Origin of the sequence: Vagococcus silagei (assembly GCF_004795745.1) — a bacterium.
In the GTDB taxonomy this organism is placed as follows: domain Bacteria; phylum Bacillota; class Bacilli; order Lactobacillales; family Vagococcaceae; genus Vagococcus; species Vagococcus silagei.
Genome location: NZ_SDGV01000024.1, coordinates 19,154 through 37,217, shown reverse-complemented (window position 1 = coordinate 37,217; position 18,064 = coordinate 19,154). Strand labels below are relative to the sequence as shown.

The window sequence follows — 18,064 nt, the reverse complement described above, 5'->3', positions numbered from 1 at the left end:
TCTGTGTTTTTTTGTTTAGGCAAATAATCAAAATCAATAACAGAAAATCTAAATTTATAGTATACTAGGAATGATGATAAAAAGGAGGTATCTCTCAAATGGGGTTATTTGATAAAGTTAAGGAGCTTTCTCAACTTAATGAAACGATTGAAAATGAATCTAGGGATTTTAAACAAAAGAAATACCGCCATCAAGATGAACTTAGAAAGCTTAAGTTGGAATTACTCAATAAAAAACAAGCACTGCATGCTTTAAATAAATTAATCGAGGATCGCGAAGAAACGATTCAGAATATCCGTGAAAATTTAGATCAAGAAACTAAAGCTGCTAAAGATTTTTACCTAAATGAAGCTGAGCAAGCAGCACTAAATTTAAAAAATAAAAGTACACTTGAATTAAGTGAACTACTTGAATCAATTTCTGAGTCTAAAAACGAGCTTGAACGTTTAGATAAAGAAAAAATTTTTCTTAAAGAAGAAGTGGATGAATATTTAACCCAAGCAAGGCGTTTTAAAGGTGACATTGTCGGCCTGACCCGTTTTAAAGAAAAATTCGAAACAACAGATTTTCACTCGTTAGAAGAACAAATCGAACACGCTGCTTTCTTTATGCGTTTAGATGGTGCTTTAGATACGATTATCAAGTTGCCTTTACATGCTTATCAATCAAAAGAACTAAAAAATCTTGCGAATTTAACGAGACAAGAAATTAATCATACTGTGGAACACTACAAGGTTAACTACACCAACTTAAATCAACTTACCCTCTACCGTTTAATGATTATCGGCCTACAAGCTGAATTACAACTGATACTTTATAATTTAACCGAGTTAACTTTAAATGAAACAAAAGGAAAAATTAAAGAAGTCTTTCGAAAATACCAAATCATTACTGGAGAGAATAACCAAAGATTAGTTCCGATATTAACTCGGTTTACTGCTGAGCTTGAACCTTTATATTTAGAACTTGTCGAAATAGAATACAAGTATTATCTAAAATTAAAACAAGAAAAAGCTGAAAATAAATTCTTGAAAAAACAAATCCAAGAAGAAGCTGCAGAACAAGAAGCGATTGATTTAGAACGAAAAGCTTTAGACCGAGATGAGGCACGTTATCTCTTAGAAATGGATCGCATTAAAGAAAGACGCGAACATGAACACGATTCAGAAAAATTGGCAAAACTTGAAGAAAATCTTCGATTAAACGGGCGTCAATTAAATCTTATTCTCCAAAAAAGAGAAGAATTACGTATCCTATCTCGCGGACAAGCCGGCTATGTTTATGTCATCTCAAATGTTGGTTCATTTGGCGAGAATATCTTTAAAATTGGCGTTACCCGCTCGCTCGATCCTAGACAATACATTGAACAATTAGAAAATGATTCGTTGCCATTTGGATTTGATATACATGCTATTATTTTTAGTGAAAATGCTGTAAAGTTAGAACGCGCATTGCATGAACGTCTTAAAAACCAACGGGTCAATCAAATCAATTCACAAAAAAATTTCTTCCACGCAACGATTGAAGAAATGGAAGATTTAGTCAATGCAATTGATCCAACGGCGTTTTTTACAAGAACCATGTTTGCCGAGGACTTCAAACAATCGATCTCAATCCTTGAAAATCAAAACTTAAAATAATGAGAGACTGACTCATAAGTAGTTTTGTTAGTCGAAAATAACAGTTTAATAAAAAAGAAAACGCATCAAATCGGCATTTTTGAAAATGGATTTGATACGTTTTTCTTTATTTTTAGGCTTAAGGGTCAGCGTATCTTTTATTATAAAAAAACTAAATCATTCTTATAGCCGTAAGAACTTCTTGGAACTCTTTTTCTAATCGTTCTTTAGTTTCGACAGATTGAGGTAACGACAATTGTGAAATAAGTTCTGTTTTTCGTAACTCCAGTATGAGCAATTGTTCGTTAAGTTGGCTATCGTTCTCTCTCTTCTCAACAAGTTGACCATCAATAAATTCAAAGACACGATTTGCAACTTGTTTTACAAAATAATCGTCATGACTGACGAATATGATGCTACCTTGATACGCTTTTAATGCCGATTCAAGAACTTCTAAAGTTTCAATATCTAAATGGTTAGTAGGTTCATCTAAAACTAAACAATTATTTTCACTAAGAATCATCATCGCAATCACAAGTTTGGTCCGCTCGCCACCACTTAAAACACTAATTTTTTTATAAACAGCACTTCCCTTAAATAGCAAATGAGCTAATAAATCACGACTCGTTTGCTCATCATAGATGGACGCTTCTATCACCGTATCCATGATTGTATCTTGTTCATTTAATTCAGAAAACGATTGGCTTAAAAAAGTAAATCGAGCCGTTTGCCTAACTTCAATATTTTCATTTCCATTCATAATTTCTTCTAGTAACGTGGTTTTACCACAACCATTTTTCCCTATAATCGCAGTTCTTTCACCTGTTTTAAATTCAAAATTCGCCTGAGTTAGCAATGACTTATTACCGCGTGATAAGGTTAAATCGTTGCCTTTTACCAAAATCGGATGATGAACTACATTCCCTTCTGCAAAGGGGATGTGTAACGGTTTTTCCTCATAAATTTTCTCAACTTTTTCTAATTGTGAAATTCTTTTTTCTATTGTTTTTGCTTGACGCGCTAGAGTTGCTTTAGCAATCGTCCCTTTTCCGCGCTTGTGGAGCCTTGCTTCAGAATTACCCATCCGTGAAGGAGCTTTCTTTGTTTGAGCGCTTTTATCCATCGTGACAGCAACAGATTCTTCTAAACGACTTTTCTCATTTTGATATTGAGCGTATAAGTCTTTTTGCCTTTGTTTTCTTAGTTCTTTTTCTTGTAAATATTGGTCATAATTACCTGTATATAAAACTAGTTCACTTGATTCAATTGCCAAAATCTCTTGACAAACATCATTTAAAAATGAACGATTATGGGACACAATTAAGATTGTTCCACTGTAACGTTTCATCTTATTTTTCAGAAATTTTATACCGTCTTCATCCAAATGGTTCGTTGGCTCATCCGCAAGTAAAATAGTTGTCTGTTCCGAGAAGGCGGTTCTTATTTTTTCTTTTGTTTGTTCACCGCCACTTCTACTTGTTTCGGTATCAATAAATTGTGAGATTTCACTAACAGCTCCCTGAACTTCTAGACTCCCATTATCTAGCTCAATTCTTCCTGCAATCAAATTTAAAAGTGTTGTTTTACCACTTCCGTTCGGGCCAACGATACCAATTACTTTTCCAGGCTCCAATTTCACCTCTTTACTTGAAAGAAGTAACCGATCGCTCACATAATATTTTATATTTTTAAATTGAATCAAAAAAATCATCCTTCCTGTTTAGGAGAGGATGAATATATTTTATATCAAAACAAATAAACCTTATATAAGGACAGACTATTATTCTGATAAATGACACACTCATCCACTACTATTTATTTTTATTATTAAAAAATTAGTTAGTAGTTGATTTCCACATGTACACTTACCTGTCCCTTTCTTAATTTCAAAAACAGTGTATCAGATAAAGATAAATGACGCAACTATTTATTGGGCTAACAATTTGATATATTCAAAAAATGGATCATGTTGGACATCATATACAAGATTCACATCACGTCCATTTGAATCTAAAACAGTTTTACCTTGACTTACACCTTGAGCAATCACTGAAGATTTTACTATTTTTGTAGATACAAGGTCATTGTTACCAAACGTTAAAGTCGTTAATACATCCCATAAAAAGTAAGTTGAATTTGTCTGAAAGTGGACTAACGGTGGAACAATTGCATAGCATTGGCCTAAAAAGTCTAACCCTTCAACAGACCGTTCGCGCGCCCATTCTTGTCTAATATCCGTCGTGAGTGGCACTTTGTTTGTGCTTTCTAAAGCTACTAATTCAATTGAAATATTACTTTCCCAAACAGTTTTCACAGCTTCTGGGTCCCAAAACGCATTCCATTCAGCAGTCCCATCGTGCTCGGGTTCCTCGACATTCCCTTTTTCTAGAAACGTGCCCCCCATCCAATAGAGTTTACCAATTTTCGATTCAATTGATGCATCTTTTTCAAGTGCTCTTGCTAAATCTGTCAGCGGTCCAACAAAAATTAAATCGATTTTTTCTTCCGAATCATTCAGAATATTAATCAAATCTAAATGCGCTGGTACATCAGATATTTCAGTGTTGATTGTTCCGGATTCGTTTAAAATTGGTAAAGCATCAATGGTAAATGCATGCATGCGCCAATCTTTTGGAAATGGATTGACTGGTCTTGAGTCCGATGCTGCAACTGAAATTGGATTATCTTGGATGGCAAATTTATCAATTATTTTTCTAGAAGCTGAAACTGCGGGTTCCAAATAACAATCCGCTGGAATTACCCCAACCCCTACTACTTCGACATCTTTCATTTTTAATAATAAGAACAATGACACTAAATCATCCACGCCACCATCATGATTAAGATAAACTTTTCTACTCATTATTATTACTCCTTCTCGCTCGGTATTTTAAGTTCACCGTTAACGATTTTTTTATGTGCATCTTTGACAGCTAAAATTACTTCTTGCTCCATATTACCATCAATCAAAGCTAAACCATCATTTTCTAGTCCGTAAACCAGATGTTCACCTCCAGGAAATTTACCTTGATTTGCTTTGTCTGCTATGTCTTTCACTGCCGCTCCAACTCGCTTAACCGCGGAAGTCAACGTCAGATTTTGCTCTTTTCCCGAACTATCACGATAATTTCCGTCTTCAGTTTGATCCTTGTCGGCTCCAATCACCCAAACTTTATGTTTTGGTTTAGCTTCGTTTAATGCTTTAGCTTCCTGAAAAACACCAGCTCCTGTCCCACCAGACGCATGATAAATAATATCTGAACCATCATGGTAAATTCTTGCAGCTAGCATTTTACCTTTAGCAGGATCACTAAATGACGCAGCATATTTAATATCAACTTTGATATCCTTACCCAATTTAGCAGCAGTATCTTTCACGCCTTTTTCATAACCGACTTCAAAGCGATCAATAATCGCGCCTTCCTCACCACCAATAAAGCCAACTTTATCAGTTTTTGTCGTCATCGCAGCAGCGACTCCAGCTAGATAAGCAACTTCATTTTCACGAAAAGAAGCAGATACTACATTTGGTTGATTTTCAATTACCGAATCAATAATTGCAAATTGTTGCTCAGGATTTTGTTTGGCAGATTGTTCAATTGCATCTCGGATTAAAAATCCGACACCAACGATTGTATTAAAGTTCGAAGAAAGAGCTTGATCGATATTTGTCGTAAATTCTGAGGGATCATTTGATTGAATATAATCATAGCCTTGTTGACCCTTATTAACTCCTTCAGCTTTTCCCCACTCAACCAATCCTTCCCAAGCTGATTGATTAAATGATTTATCATCGACACCATTTGCATCTGTCACCATCACTACTGATTTGACATCCTGGCTTTTTTTATCCAAATTTTTCGCAGACGTTTGATTGCATCCTGTTAAAACGATAATCGGACTAGCTAGTAATAATAAAAAAGATAATTTTGTTGAATTTTTCACGTTAACTCTCCTTTGGTAAAACACGAACATTTTATCCTGTTTAAGTGTTTTTCGTTTGATTTACACTTTGATTATAGCTCAGTAAAAAATAATAGCAACATTTTCAACTCAATTTATTAATAATATCCATATTTGTAATACTAATCGTTCGTATAAATAAAAAAGAGCAATTCATGTTTTTCCATGAATTGCTCATTGCTTCTATACTGTATTACAGTGTTTCTGAAAAAATGACTTGATTACGCTCTTTTAAACTTTGATGATGAGATGACACCATTTCCGAACTATCCGCTTTTGGATCTATGTATTGTTTAATTTGATTTACAGCGTGAACTGCATCTTGATAACAACCTGCAATTAAATGTAGCTTTCCTTCATAGTTTAATGCATCACCAGCTGCAAAAACACCTGGTTCTGAAGTCACACCAAACACATTACCTAAAATACCGTGTTGTTCGTGCATCTCTAAAGAAATCGAACTATTTTCAATAACCTTAAGATTTTTTTCATAACCGTGATTAATAATAACTGCATCTGCATCTAACAATTGTTCTTTACCAGTTTGCTCTTCAACAACACGAATTTGTTCAATATTCGACGTCCCAATTAATTCTTGGATAGTTGATCCTAATAAAACCGTTGCTTTACTTGCTTGTAGTTGCTTAATATCAGATTCATGACCTGTCATTTCATCTCGTCGATAAACAATCGTTACAGAATCTGTAACGTGTAGCAAAGTATTTGCCCAATCAACTGCAGAATGACCGCCACCTGATAACACAACTTTTTTCCCTTTGAATTGTTTAATTGTTGGTACGGTATAAAAAAGATTAGCTTTATTAAATTTATCTTCGACTGCCAAACCAATTTTTTTAGGTTTAACAATGCCCGATCCAGCTGTAATTAAAACTGTTTTACTGATATGTTTAACTCCTTCAGTCGTTGTCAATACAAATTGGTCTGCACTATTTTTATCAATTGATGCTACTTCTTCACTACAACAAACTGTTGGATCAAAACTTAATCCTTGTTTAATTGTATTTTCAATAAAATCTGCACCAAGAATAGGTGGTTGTCCCCCAATATCCCAAATTAGTTTTTCTGGATAGACATGAACTTTTCCTCCTAAAACTGGTTTGGCTTCAATAATTTTAACTTTCATATCTCTTAAACCAGCATAAAAAGCAGCAAATAATCCCGCTGGACCGCCGCCGATAATTGTAACATCATATAATTCTTCCATCCATAATTTCCTTTCGTAATGCCTATTTTTAACGATCATATGATAAACAGATTGGATTGCCACTAAATGGACAATCTGCAATAATAGCTTGAATATCAAAAATGGAAGCTAAATTAGGGGCTGTCATGACCTCTTTTGGTGAGCCTTGAACTAGCATTTTCCCTTCTTTAATTCCAATTAAGTAATTTGAAAATCTTGAGGCATGATTCAAGTCATGCAAAACCATAATAATTGTCTTTTTTTGTTCGTGATTTAATTTTTCCAAAAGTTTTAAAATATCTAACTGATGCGCTAAGTCTAGATATGTCGTCGGTTCATCTAAAATAACAATTTCAGTATCTTGTGCTAAGGCCATCGCAATCCAAACGCGCTGTCTTTGACCACCTGAAAGAGTTTCTAGTTGACGATGTTCTATCTCCTTTAATTGTGTCACTTCAAGCGCCCAATTGATTGCATCATGATCAACAGAAGATAAACCTTTAAATTTGTTTTGATGCGGATAGCGACCATATGTCACTAATTCTCGAATCGTTAACCCCTCTGGTCCTGTGGCAGTCTGTGGTAAAATTGCTAATTTTTTTGCAACTGCCTTCGATTTCATTTCATGGATTATTTCTTCGTTGAGATAAATCGCACCTTTCTCAGGTTTTAAGACTCGGGCGATTGTTTGAAGCACGGTAGATTTCCCACAACCATTCGGACCAATAATTGTTGTGATTTCACCACGTGGAATTTTAACATTCAACTCAGACACAACCAAATGAGAAGAGTAACCAATGTTGACATCTTTAATATCGATAATTGTTTCTGACATTAGTGCTCCACGTCCTTCCATAAAAATCTTAACGCACGACTCATTGTTGTTGGCACTATCGACATGTGATTTTCGTCTTGCGGATTATCAAAAACCGTTTCTACATAATGTGCAAGTAATTTTTGATAGTATTTATATGCCAGATCATGCATATCGTGCTTATCTTGCTGTTCTACTGCTATGTAGATTTTCTGACTTGATTTCGTCAAATTAAACTTCTGTTTTAATAACCATTGCTGATTCCACCACAATGATGGACTTGCAATATAATAATGACTAAATAAATCAGCATCATTTAATAAGACATAACTCGTAAACAGGCCTCCCAATGAGTGACCAAACAGGATACTTTCGTTAAAGTTAATCTTATATCTCGCATTTATTTCTTTTTTTACATCTTTTAATAATTTAATTGTATAGTCAGCGCCACCATGTTCTGGCCAATCTGTACCATCAGGTCTCTTTGGCCAAATACACGGATTAATATTTGGTGTAAAATCATATATTCTTCGTTTCGGAAAAGGTGCTTCGCCTTCTGCACAAATCCCAACGACAATTGCTGCAGGAATACCAGTTTTTTCCGTTCGGCGTGATTGTAATGAAATCAGATCACAAAACATTGAAAAATATGCTGAGCCATCTAAGATAAAGATAACCGGAAAGCCTTCTTTTGGAACTTTTGTTTCAGGGCAAAATACTTTAATCGTTGCAGATTGCTCCTCACCTAATTCTTGTTGATATGTAAATATTTCAGTTGCCATTAGAATTACCTTCCTAGCTTTTTATTTTTTCGTAATAATTGATAAATAAAACATGGTACGCCGATAATTGAAATCACTATTCCAACCGGTAATTCGGCAGGAGCAAAAATAGTTCGACCAATTAGATCACCCAAGACAACCAGATTCATACCCACAATGCCACTTATCGGTAAAACGTAAGCGTAATTAGAACCCACTAGCTTTCTAGCAATATGTGGCGCTAGAAGCCCAACAAAAACAATTGCTCCAGATACCATTACAGATGCACTAATTAATCCAACTGCTCCCAGTAAGAAAAGAAAACGTGTTAAATTGGCATTAACCCCAAAACTCTTGATCGTCGTTTCATGGAATTGCAATACATTCAAAATTGGTGCAAACACAAAGAAAAATGGCACAATAATCACAACCCAAACTAAGACAGAAATCACTTGTTCCCATGAGGCACTATAGATACTCCCAGATAACCAAACCGTCGCCATCTCAAAATCACTTGGATTCATTTTTAATGATGTAAACAATGTTAATGCCGAAAAACCTGAATTTAGAGCTATGCCGACTAAAATCAATCGTTTGGGGTCAAGTGTACCTTGTTGCGTTGCTAAACTAAACAGTAGTAAACAAGCTACGATACCACCAATCCATCCCCAAGTACTCATTGAAAACAGACCGCCTGTTGATTGTTCAACCGCTGATTGTTGGACAAATAGAAGATAACAAACAACAACAAATCCAACTGCTGATTGAATACCCAAAATTCCAGGATCAGCAAGTTCGTTTTTAGTAATTGCTTGTAAAACACCACCAACCACTCCTAATGCTAAACCTACTAAGAGGCCTAAAATTATTCTTGGTAAACGAAAAGTAAAAATGACCAGTTGTTGTTGTGGGTCTTGATCTATAAAAAATAGTGTTCTTAACGTTTCGTTGAAAGTTAGGGCGTATGTACCACTTGTTAAACTATAATAAAACAAAACGATAGCCAAAATAATGCCGATAAGTAAAGTATAGATAAAACGCTTTTGCTGAGTTTTATGCACGCTGTTGTCCTCCATTTCGACGAATTAAATATAAGAAGTATGGAACACCAACAAGTGCGGTTACGACACCGACAGGCATTTCAAATGGTGGATTAACCACACGGCTGATGACATCAGCCAATGCTAAAAAGATTGCACCAGCTAAAGCAGACATAGGCACAATTTTTTTATAATCTTCACCAATCAAATATCGAACAACGTGTGGAATGACAAGCCCAATGAATGTTACTTTACCAACAAGTGCGACTGAGATTCCTGTTAAAAGTGCCACCGAAATAATTGTCACAATCTTCATTCTAATCACGGGAACACCTAATCCTAATGCAACATCATCACCTAATGAGATAGCAGTAATCGAACGCGTTACATAGAAAACACCAATCAAACCAATCAATACGACCGGAAAAGCAATTTTTAACATGACTGGATCAATTTGATGTAAACGTGTGTTATACCAAAAACTAATCGATTGAGATACTTGAAAATATGTTGACAGTGCTTGTGAAACGCCACTTAGAAACATCCCTAAAACAGTTCCCAAAATAGCCAAGGAAATAGGCGACATGCCGCCAGGTATTAAAGTTGCGAGAACATATACCAAGGTCATGCCAAATAACGAGCCTAGAAATGATAAAAAAATAAGCGTAATCGAACTCGCTTGGGGTAAAAAAATCATGCTTAAAGTTATCGCAAAAATAGAACCATCAGAAACACCCATAATGCTAGGTGACGCGAGATAATTCCGCGTCATACCTTGCATTAAAGAACCAGACATTGAAATAGCAGCACCAACAAGTAGTGCTCCCAATGCGCGAGGTACTCTTGAATTCAAAAGAATCTGATGTTCCATATTTTCAGGATCAAAATGAAACGCTGCATCGACAATCGTCTGAAACGAATAATTTGTTGATCCAATCATCAGTGATAAAAAAATCGTCACTGATATTAATCCACTCAGTATTAAAGCGATTAGCCATTTTTTTTGACGCTTCATTCTAGTTAACTCCTATTTCTTATCTAAATTTTGTACTGCTTCTAAAAATTGTTCTTTACTAAATAAAGTACCACCTTCAAGTAATGAATCGACTGCATTCACATAAACATGATCATTTTTGAAAGCTGTAATTTGTTGCATAATTGGATTTTTCTTTAATTCTTCGTATGCTTTTTCATTTTCTTGTTTGTCGCCAGTTGATTGCACTTGAATAAAGAGATGTTCTGGATTAACTTTAGCTAATTGTTCAACTGTAATTTCTTCTTGTGCTTTTGCTTGTTTTACTACTTCTGGAACCGCTAAACCAATTTCATTGTATAATGATGGGTTAAAGAAAACATTTTCAGGATAAATAAACATTTGTCCACCACGAATTCGTAACATTAAAACATTATCAGTCCCAAATTTTTTCTTCAAAGTATCTTGATTTTTTTCAACATCTGCTTCATAAGCTGCTAGCTTTTTATCAGCTGCTGCACGTTTACCAGATAAATCACCCATCAATTGTAAATTATCCTTCCAATCTGACGAAATATGAGAAACTAAAATTGTTGGAGCAATTTCTTCAAGTTTTTTTACTACTTCTTCCGGGAATTTTGTTGTTCCTAAGATAACATCAGGTTTTAAAGAAAGAATTGTTTCAAAGTTAGGTTGTTGTTTTTCACCAATTGATTCTGATTTAGCAATTGATTTCCCGTAAATTTCTGGAAATTTTCCTGCTACTGTAATTGCCCCTACTGGTGTTACGTCAAGTGCTGCTGCATCTTCCATGGCTTCCATAGCCCCAGTTACAACGATACGCTCTGTACCATTTTTAAATTCATATTCTTTATCTAAGTACTTAATTTTTTTAACTTCTTGTTGCTCTTCCTTAGCAACTTCCTTTTTTGTTTCCTTTTTACTTTCTTGACCACACGCTGTTAATGTTACAACTGAAACTAAAATCAAGGCTATGCCCATCCATTTTTTTCTCACTAATTTTTCCTACTTTCTTTTATTATTTTCTATTGATGAATTCCACGTTGCGAACGCTCAAACTTTCACAACAGGAAATAAAAAATTCTGTTACTGTCTTGATTCACTCCATTTCAACTAAAAATTATATTAAAAAATTCAACTTTAACGATAATGATAATCATTATCAGTTAAATAGTCAATGAGATTCGCTATTTTTGTGAAAATAACCCCATATATATAGATTGAAAATAAAAAAAGGACTGTGACATAAGTACGTCACAGTCACTTTTTACAAACTAAACGGTTTCACAGAAGTAGCTTCTTCGGAAATAAGCCGAACACTTCTGTCACAACCTCGCAGAAAAATACTGTAAAATTGACAATAGCCACCTAAAAAATAGGTGGCTATCTAATTAATTCTATTTATAATTTAGTTGTACCGTACTTCTACTCAATTGTTACTTATTTCTCGCTTAAACAATGCAATCCCTACCTCTAAAGCATCTATTGTAGCTCTTTAGCTACGCCTATAATGGATAAACTTCCTAAAAATAAATCTTAAATCTTTTGTATATAAATAAATCTTAACATGTTGATTAGCGTATCACATATTTCAAAAAACACAAGTTTAATGGATAAACAATGACATAAATAGTCGCTTTCTTTAAGAAATCTTAAGAGATATCGTTTTCATAAAATTTGCCATATGAAAAAGTTAAATCATTTATGGTATAGTATTAGTTTAAATGAATACTGTTAGGGGGAATTCTTTTGCTTAAACGATTTATCAATTACTATAAACCATATCGTTCACTTTTTATTCTTGATTTTGGCTGTGCGACAATTGCTGCGATTCTGGAATTATCATTTCCAGTTATTGTAAACCAAGTGATTGACAAAATTATGCCTTCAAAAAACTTGAAGTTGATTTTACTAGTCTGTGCTGGACTTTTTGGTTTCTATATAATCAATACCGCTTTACAATATATCGTAGTTTATTTTGGTCATAAATTAGGTGTTAACATTGAGACCGATATGCGTGATGATCTCTTTCAACATCTGCAAAAACAACCTTTTGAGTACTATGACAATCAAAAGACTGGAAAATTAATGACTAGATTAACAACTGATTTGTTTGAAATATCAGAGCTTGCTCATCATGGTCCAGAGGACGTATTCATCACGTTGATGACGCTGATAGGCTCATTTTTATTAATGTATAACATTCACCCGCAACTTGCTTTAATTACTGCTATTATGGTGCCATTTATAACTGTCGCGATGGTTTTCTTCAATAGCCGTATGACGAAAGTTAATACCACCATTTACGAAAATCTTGGCGAGTTTAATGCTGGAATTGAAGCCAGTGTAAGTGGCATTCGTGTCACACAAGCCTTTGCTAATGAAGAGTTTGAAAATAATAAATTTAGCCGTTTAAATCAACTTTATCGTCAATCTAAGTTAGCTTTCTACAAAACAATGGCTGTTAGTTCATCATATAACTACCTACTAATTCGATTAATTAGTCTTTTCGCGTTACTATTTGGAGCGTACTTTACCATTAAAGGTGAAATTACCGAAGGAAACTTTGTTGGTTTTATTCTTTTATCAAATGTATTCGCACGCCCAATTGAAAAAATTAATGTAATGATTGAAAGCTATCCAAAAGGATTTGCCGGTTTTAAACGTTTTATTGAAGAAATTGATAAAAAAATTACGATTCAAGATAAACCTGATGCAATTGATGTTGATCATTTAGAAGGCAATATCAATTACGAAAACATCGATTTCAGTTACAGCGATGGGACTAGCGTTATCAATGACCTGTCTTTAAAAATTGATGCTGGCGAAATTGTTGCTTTTGTTGGACCTAGCGGAGCCGGAAAAACCACTCTTTGCCACTTACTGCCACGATTTTATGAAGTAGATGCTGGTAATATTACCGTGGATGGTGTAAATATCAAAGATATGACCATGTCTTCATTACGTAAGCAAATTGGGATTGTTCAACAAGATGTTTTCCTCTTTCCTGGTACGATTCGTGAGAACATTGCCTACGGAAAACTTGGTGCAACAGAATCTGAAATTGAAAAGGCTGTTCAATTAGCTCATCTTGAAAAAGTGATTCACGATATGCCAGAAGGCCTAGATACAGTGATTGGTGAACGTGGCGTTAAACTTTCAGGTGGTCAAAAACAACGCGTAGCGATTGCAAGAATGTTCTTAAAAAATCCGCCCATCTTAATTTTAGACGAAGCCACTTCTGCTCTTGATACTGAAACAGAAACAATTATTCAAGAATCATTAATGTCTCTTTCAGAAGGCAGAACAACTCTGATGATTGCCCACCGTTTAGCTACGATAAAACATGCCACACGAATCGTTGTTGTTAACGAAAACGGAATCGCAGAAGAAGGTACACACGAAGAATTAATGGCCAAAAACGGCGCGTACAAAGCATTATACAACGCACAATTCAGAGATTAAACAAAGTGATGTTCTGTGCGTTATGGTGCTCGTCTTATTGCCGAAGCTCAGTCAAAAAAATTCCGACTATCATAGGTGGTGATATGAGCGTTTTGGAGTGAGCAGTAAGGTAAGCGTATGATACTGACGATTTTTGTCAGAATCAGACGATTAACTTAATGCCGAACTCCAGCTCACAGAACCCCGTTAAACAAGGTTATATGAGCATTTTTGAATTCGACTCCTGGATTAAATCCTCATCCAAAAAAATGAGATTGACTAAAAAAGTCAGTCTCATTTTTTATATCTAACGATAGCTCTCTAATTTTGATAGTTGTTGTTCAATTTGACTTCTTTTTTCTTCTAAAAAACCAGGTAGATACAAAGGTACATCATCAATCGATTCAGCCTTACTAAAATTTGGTAGTCCAAAAGTTTTTGTAGCCACTTCAAATAGTAAGCCGTTAGGTTCTCTAAAATACGTCGCGTTGATAAACTCACGTGGAACAATTCCCGAATTTTCAAAATTTTTATCTTCAATCGCTGCCTGGATTTCTTTTAATTGTTCGTCTGTTTCAGCATATAACGCTAAATGATGGATTCCGCCGATTCCTTGTTCTTCCAATTGATTAATTTTATCGTCAATCAAATAAATTTTATGTTTAAAAAGCCCATTGTCATTCTGTATCACTGTAATTGGAAATCGTTCATCTTCATACTGTGCAGTTTCTTTAAATTCAAACCAATCTTCTAAAATATTTTGGGTTGCTTTAGGATAACGCACACGCAAATGAACCGAATGAATGCCTAAAATTGCATGTTCTACTGGAACTGATCCGGATTGATTTGGAAAAAATTTGCCTTCTGGATTATTTACAACAGCAAAAGCTAACCTGAGTCCATCAGGATCTTCAAAACGAAGCATTTTATCTTGACCATAGATTTCAATCCCATAGTGTTCAATTTGATAGTCATCTAAACGTTGTAGCCAGTAACGCATAGCATCCTCATCTGGTAATGCAAAAACTATTCGATCAATCGAATTTGTTCCAAATGAATTTTGTTTAAAAGTATTGATTTGAAATAGTGTAAACTCAGTCCCTCCTTGTCCAGTTTCATCGCTGAAAAACAAGTGATACATTGAAGTATCATCTTGATTAATCGTTTTTATTAAGAGTTTTAAGCCTAATATGTTATGATAAAAATCATACGAGGTATGGATATCAGAAACAAGTGAGGATACATGGTGAATACCTAAATTTGTCATTTTTTCTCAATCCTATCTACTATATTATTGGAGGGATTCAATTGAAACATTTTATTTCAAAAACGTCGTCAGATGAAGCATTTGTTCTTTTTCACGGAACAGGTGGAAATGAATTTAGTTTACTATTCTTAACTGGAGAATTAAACCCTCATGCTAATATTATAAGTTTTATAGGTTCAGTTGCAACTGGAACGCATCGACGATACTTTGCACCTCTTATCGATGGTAAAATACAAATTGAGGATTTCAACGCTCGCGTGGATGAATTTTTGAACGATTGGCATTCACTTGATCTAAACTATAATAAAATTACTTTTATCGGCTATTCAAATGGTGCCAACTTTATTCAAGGAATCATTGAAAAAGACCCAGATATTGCAAATGAAATCATACTCCTTCATCCACAAAACTCTGGATTTAATATCAAGAATCCTGGTAGAATCAATAGAATTTTAATAACTACTGGAGCCAATGACCCATTAGTTGTTCCAGGAAATATTTTATCGTTAAAAAATAATTTGTCGCAAACATTTCATAATGTAAAGCTAATCATTACTGATGGTCAACACGGTGTTGATGACGAAGAAGTACTAGCAATTAAGAATTGGTATGATAATAAATAAAATAGATAGCACTCGACATTATTTGTCGAGTGCTATCTATTCATATTTTCCCCAAAATTATTTTTTAATCTTATGTAACGAAAAACACGTATTCCAAATTATTAATGTAAGTTTTATATATTAAATTTTTTTCTTAATTATTAGAAGTACCACGCTAGTCGTAATCATTGTAATACCAAGAATAAATAGACTCAAATCGAATTTTTCGCCTGTCTTTGGTAATGATTTAATCTTTTCTTCTTTTAAAATCACCTTAATTGTCGCATCCTCACTTTTATCATTATAAGTATACGTCACTTTATATTCTCCAGGCTTATTTACATTTACATCATTGTTTCCAGACACAATGATTTTTTTAGAAACTTCATTCCAATTGAGTTTCTTTCCGTCTTCCAGACCTACATAATTGAAGCTATCTTGAGGACTCCATTTCGAGCCAACCACGATGGTTAAATTTTTGGTAGAAATCTCTTTAACAACTTCTTTTGGCATACTTTTCACATTAATTGTGGCTGTCTTCTCTTTATCTTGATAAGAATAGAGTACTTGATACGTTCCTGAAACTTTAGTATCTACATGTCCTTTGATTTTTATTTCATTTTTTATGTTTTCCCAAGATAATTTTGTACCATCTTGTAATAATACATAGTCAAAATTATCCTTCACGTTCCATAATCCGCCAAGTGACACACAAGAATCTTTAAGGATAATATCTTGCACTTTCACTGGTTCCATATCTTTAACTGTAATTTTTGCCACAACCACTTTATCTTGATAAAGATAGGTAACTTCATAGACACCAATAACGCCATCATTTACAGTACCTTTAATTTTTATATGTTTTTCAACGTCAATCCAATTTAATTTGACACCATTAGACATTAAAATGTAGTTAAAATTATCAGATGCCTTCCACTTTGAACCAACTGGAATAGTTGAATTCTTAACAGAAATTTCTTGAACTGTAGCTACATCCAACTCTTTAATCGTCACAGTCGCTGTAGATTCCATTCCTTGATATTTATAAGTTAGTAAATACGTTCCCGCTTTGTTTGGATCAACTGATCCACTAACAATAATTTCAGAATCTATATCATTCCACTCGAGTTTCGTTCCATCAGTTAATTCAATAAAACTAAAATTATCGGATGCTTTCCATTCCGTTCCAAGCGGTAGATTTGTGTTCGTGAGTTCAATATTTTTTACAAGTATTTCAGGTGAGAGACTATCTTTTGTTAGCTGATTACTGATTTGTTTTTTATCATGTGCTGCCATCGCGACTATCGGATTTGCTGCAAATAGCAATAAAAACACCGTTAAAATTTTGATTATTTTTTTCATCACCCTCACCCTTTCTTGCATAATATTCTATCTTCCTAACTTAATTATAAAACTAATTGTTACATTTGTATATCAATAATGTATTTTTTGTCATTAAATAGTAATATTATAAAAATAAAGAACGAAAATTACTTTGAATTTATCCATAAAATGTATTATATTCAATATTAAAGTGATAAAACACTTTCAATAAAAAACATTAAGATTAAATTAAGACCTTCAAATTTCAAATGAGATATGAATATTTCACTTGAAAGTATAATTAAGGTATAATGACCACAAGATAAAAAATGGAGGGCAAAATAATGAATCAATTCGATTCCTTAACTCGTGCATTATTAAATGATCAAGAATTAATGGCACAATTAAATGATTATCATTTAACGGAAGAAGAGCGCAATAACTTAATTCTACAAATTTTAAGAAAAGCTGATCAGAAAAAAAAGGAACCAAAGTATCTTAATCTAATCCAAACTCTGCCTAATGATTACATCTCTTTTGATATCGAAACGACTGGCTTTTCTTATACTGATAAAATGACACAAATTGCCGCTGTCAAATATATCAATCGCCAACCCATAGAAGAATTTACAACTTATGTAAATACAGAAGGCCTATTTATACCTGCTAATATTACGCGTCTAACTGGAATTACGAATCAAGAGACGGACACCGCTCCCACACTTCGAATCGCTACTTCATTATTTATGGATTTTATTGAAGATTTTCAACTGATTGGACACAATATTAACTCTTTCGAAATTCCAAGATTTAGGAAATGGGCCGATATAGATTTAAAACCACGAGTTGCAATTGATACTTACAACCTTGCTAAAATAGTACCTTTAAATATTGAAAACTATAAACTAGAAACACTAAAAGAATTCTATAATATTGATTTAGAAAGTCACAATGCATTATCCGATAGTAAAACGACAGCTATTGTATTTGAAAATATTAGGAATTTAAAATTCGATCATTTTTAATTAATAGC

The 18,064-nt window shown here is 34.0% G+C and carries 15 protein-coding genes; 4 read left to right on the top strand and 11 right to left on the bottom strand.

The features are described from left to right. The first annotated feature begins 98 nt into the window (after positions 1-98). On the top strand, positions 99-1,640 hold the full coding sequence (locus ESZ54_RS10600; protein WP_136137630.1) for a GIY-YIG nuclease family protein: 1,542 nt from the start codon (positions 99-101) through the stop codon (positions 1,638-1,640). A gap of 151 nt (positions 1,641-1,791) precedes the next feature. Here the strand turns inward: ESZ54_RS10600 and abc-f are convergent, their stop codons facing one another. The 9 genes from abc-f to ESZ54_RS10555 all read right to left on the bottom strand — a co-directional run bounded on the left by abc-f (position 1,792) and on the right by ESZ54_RS10555 (position 11,391). Continuing rightward, positions 1,792-3,321, bottom strand: coding sequence for a ribosomal protection-like ABC-F family protein (abc-f, locus tag ESZ54_RS10595; protein WP_162615170.1), 1,530 nt, complete (start codon positions 3,319-3,321; stop codon positions 1,792-1,794). Positions 3,322-3,546: 225 nt separating this feature from the next. Further along, on the bottom strand, positions 3,547-4,482 hold the full coding sequence (locus ESZ54_RS10590) for a nucleoside hydrolase (protein WP_136137628.1): 936 nt from the start codon (positions 4,480-4,482) through the stop codon (positions 3,547-3,549). 5 nt (positions 4,483-4,487) lie between these two features. Continuing rightward, complete coding sequence (locus tag ESZ54_RS10585; protein ID WP_239433798.1) at positions 4,488-5,564, bottom strand: BMP family lipoprotein; 1,077 nt, start codon at positions 5,562-5,564, stop codon at positions 4,488-4,490. A 211-nt stretch (positions 5,565-5,775) separates the two neighbouring features. Continuing rightward, on the bottom strand, positions 5,776-6,807 hold the full coding sequence (locus ESZ54_RS10580) for an NAD(P)/FAD-dependent oxidoreductase (protein WP_204249546.1): 1,032 nt from the start codon (positions 6,805-6,807) through the stop codon (positions 5,776-5,778). 28 nt (positions 6,808-6,835) lie between these two features. Next, positions 6,836-7,621 carry an ABC transporter ATP-binding protein gene (locus tag ESZ54_RS10575; RefSeq protein ID WP_136137625.1) on the bottom strand — a complete coding sequence of 262 codons (786 nt, stop codon included), beginning with the start codon at positions 7,619-7,621 and terminating at the stop codon, positions 6,836-6,838. Continuing rightward, entirely contained in the window at positions 7,621-8,382 is a 762-nt protein-coding gene (locus ESZ54_RS10570; RefSeq protein WP_136137624.1) for an alpha/beta hydrolase, read from the bottom strand. The genes ESZ54_RS10575 and ESZ54_RS10570 overlap by 1 nt, the downstream gene beginning before the upstream one ends. 5 nt (positions 8,383-8,387) lie before the next feature. After that, positions 8,388-9,422, bottom strand: coding sequence for a FecCD family ABC transporter permease (locus ESZ54_RS10565; protein ID WP_204249545.1), 1,035 nt, complete (start codon positions 9,420-9,422; stop codon positions 8,388-8,390). Continuing rightward, the gene (locus ESZ54_RS10560; RefSeq protein WP_136137622.1) at positions 9,415-10,416 is read right to left on the bottom strand and encodes a FecCD family ABC transporter permease; all 1,002 of its coding nucleotides are present in this window, start codon (positions 10,414-10,416) and stop codon (positions 9,415-9,417) included. Before ESZ54_RS10560 ends, ESZ54_RS10565 begins: the two co-directional genes overlap by 8 nt. Before the next feature lie 12 nt (positions 10,417-10,428). Then, positions 10,429-11,391 (bottom strand): ABC transporter substrate-binding protein, encoded by a 963-nt coding sequence (locus ESZ54_RS10555; RefSeq protein ID WP_136137621.1) that lies wholly within the window; start codon positions 11,389-11,391, stop codon positions 10,429-10,431. Positions 11,392-12,144: 753 nt separating this feature from the next. Here ESZ54_RS10555 and ESZ54_RS10550 point away from each other — a divergent pair. Then, positions 12,145-13,860: an ABC transporter ATP-binding protein gene (locus tag ESZ54_RS10550; protein WP_136137620.1), complete on the top strand. Its 1,716-nt coding sequence runs from the start codon at positions 12,145-12,147 to the stop codon at positions 13,858-13,860. A 286-nt stretch (positions 13,861-14,146) separates the two neighbouring features. On the opposite strand, the gene ESZ54_RS10545 is transcribed toward ESZ54_RS10550, so the two are convergent. Then, on the bottom strand, positions 14,147-15,106 hold the full coding sequence (locus ESZ54_RS10545; RefSeq protein WP_136137619.1) for a VOC family protein: 960 nt from the start codon (positions 15,104-15,106) through the stop codon (positions 14,147-14,149). Between the two features lie 41 nt (positions 15,107-15,147). Here ESZ54_RS10545 and ESZ54_RS10540 point away from each other — a divergent pair, with 41 nt between their 5' ends. Then, a complete protein-coding gene (locus ESZ54_RS10540; RefSeq protein WP_136137618.1) occupies positions 15,148-15,729 on the top strand; it encodes an alpha/beta hydrolase in 582 nt (193 codons plus the stop codon). Positions 15,730-15,849: 120 nt separating this feature from the next. Here ESZ54_RS10540 and ESZ54_RS10535 read toward each other — a convergent pair whose 3' ends face one another. Next, positions 15,850-17,070: a bacterial Ig-like domain-containing protein gene (locus tag ESZ54_RS10535; RefSeq protein WP_162615169.1), complete on the bottom strand. Its 1,221-nt coding sequence runs from the start codon at positions 17,068-17,070 to the stop codon at positions 15,850-15,852. Between the two features lie 305 nt (positions 17,071-17,375). On the opposite strand from ESZ54_RS10535, the gene ESZ54_RS10530 reads away from it, so the two are divergent. Next, complete coding sequence (locus ESZ54_RS10530) at positions 17,376-18,056, top strand: 3'-5' exonuclease (RefSeq protein ID WP_162615168.1); 681 nt, start codon at positions 17,376-17,378, stop codon at positions 18,054-18,056. Positions 18,057-18,064: the final 8 nt, after the last annotated feature.

Coding starts and splice junctions, on each gene's coding strand:
- ESZ54_RS10600 (WP_136137630.1), top strand. CDS start 99: ATGGGGTTATTTGATAAAGTTAAGGAGCTTTCTCAACTTAATGAAACG.
- ESZ54_RS10590 (WP_136137628.1), bottom strand. CDS start 4,482: ATGAGTAGAAAAGTTTATCTTAATCATGATGGTGGCGTGGATGATTTA.
- ESZ54_RS10580 (WP_204249546.1), bottom strand. CDS start 6,807: ATGGAAGAATTATATGATGTTACAATTATCGGCGGCGGTCCAGCGGGA.
- ESZ54_RS10575 (WP_136137625.1), bottom strand. CDS start 7,621: ATGTCAGAAACAATTATCGATATTAAAGATGTCAACATTGGTTACTCT.
- ESZ54_RS10570 (WP_136137624.1), bottom strand. CDS start 8,382: ATGGCAACTGAAATATTTACATATCAACAAGAATTAGGTGAGGAGCAA.
- ESZ54_RS10560 (WP_136137622.1), bottom strand. CDS start 10,416: ATGAAGCGTCAAAAAAAATGGCTAATCGCTTTAATACTGAGTGGATTA.
- ESZ54_RS10545 (WP_136137619.1), bottom strand. CDS start 15,106: ATGACAAATTTAGGTATTCACCATGTATCCTCACTTGTTTCTGATATC.
- ESZ54_RS10535 (WP_162615169.1), bottom strand. CDS start 17,070: ATGAAAAAAATAATCAAAATTTTAACGGTGTTTTTATTGCTATTTGCA.
- ESZ54_RS10530 (WP_162615168.1), top strand. CDS start 17,376: ATGAATCAATTCGATTCCTTAACTCGTGCATTATTAAATGATCAAGAA.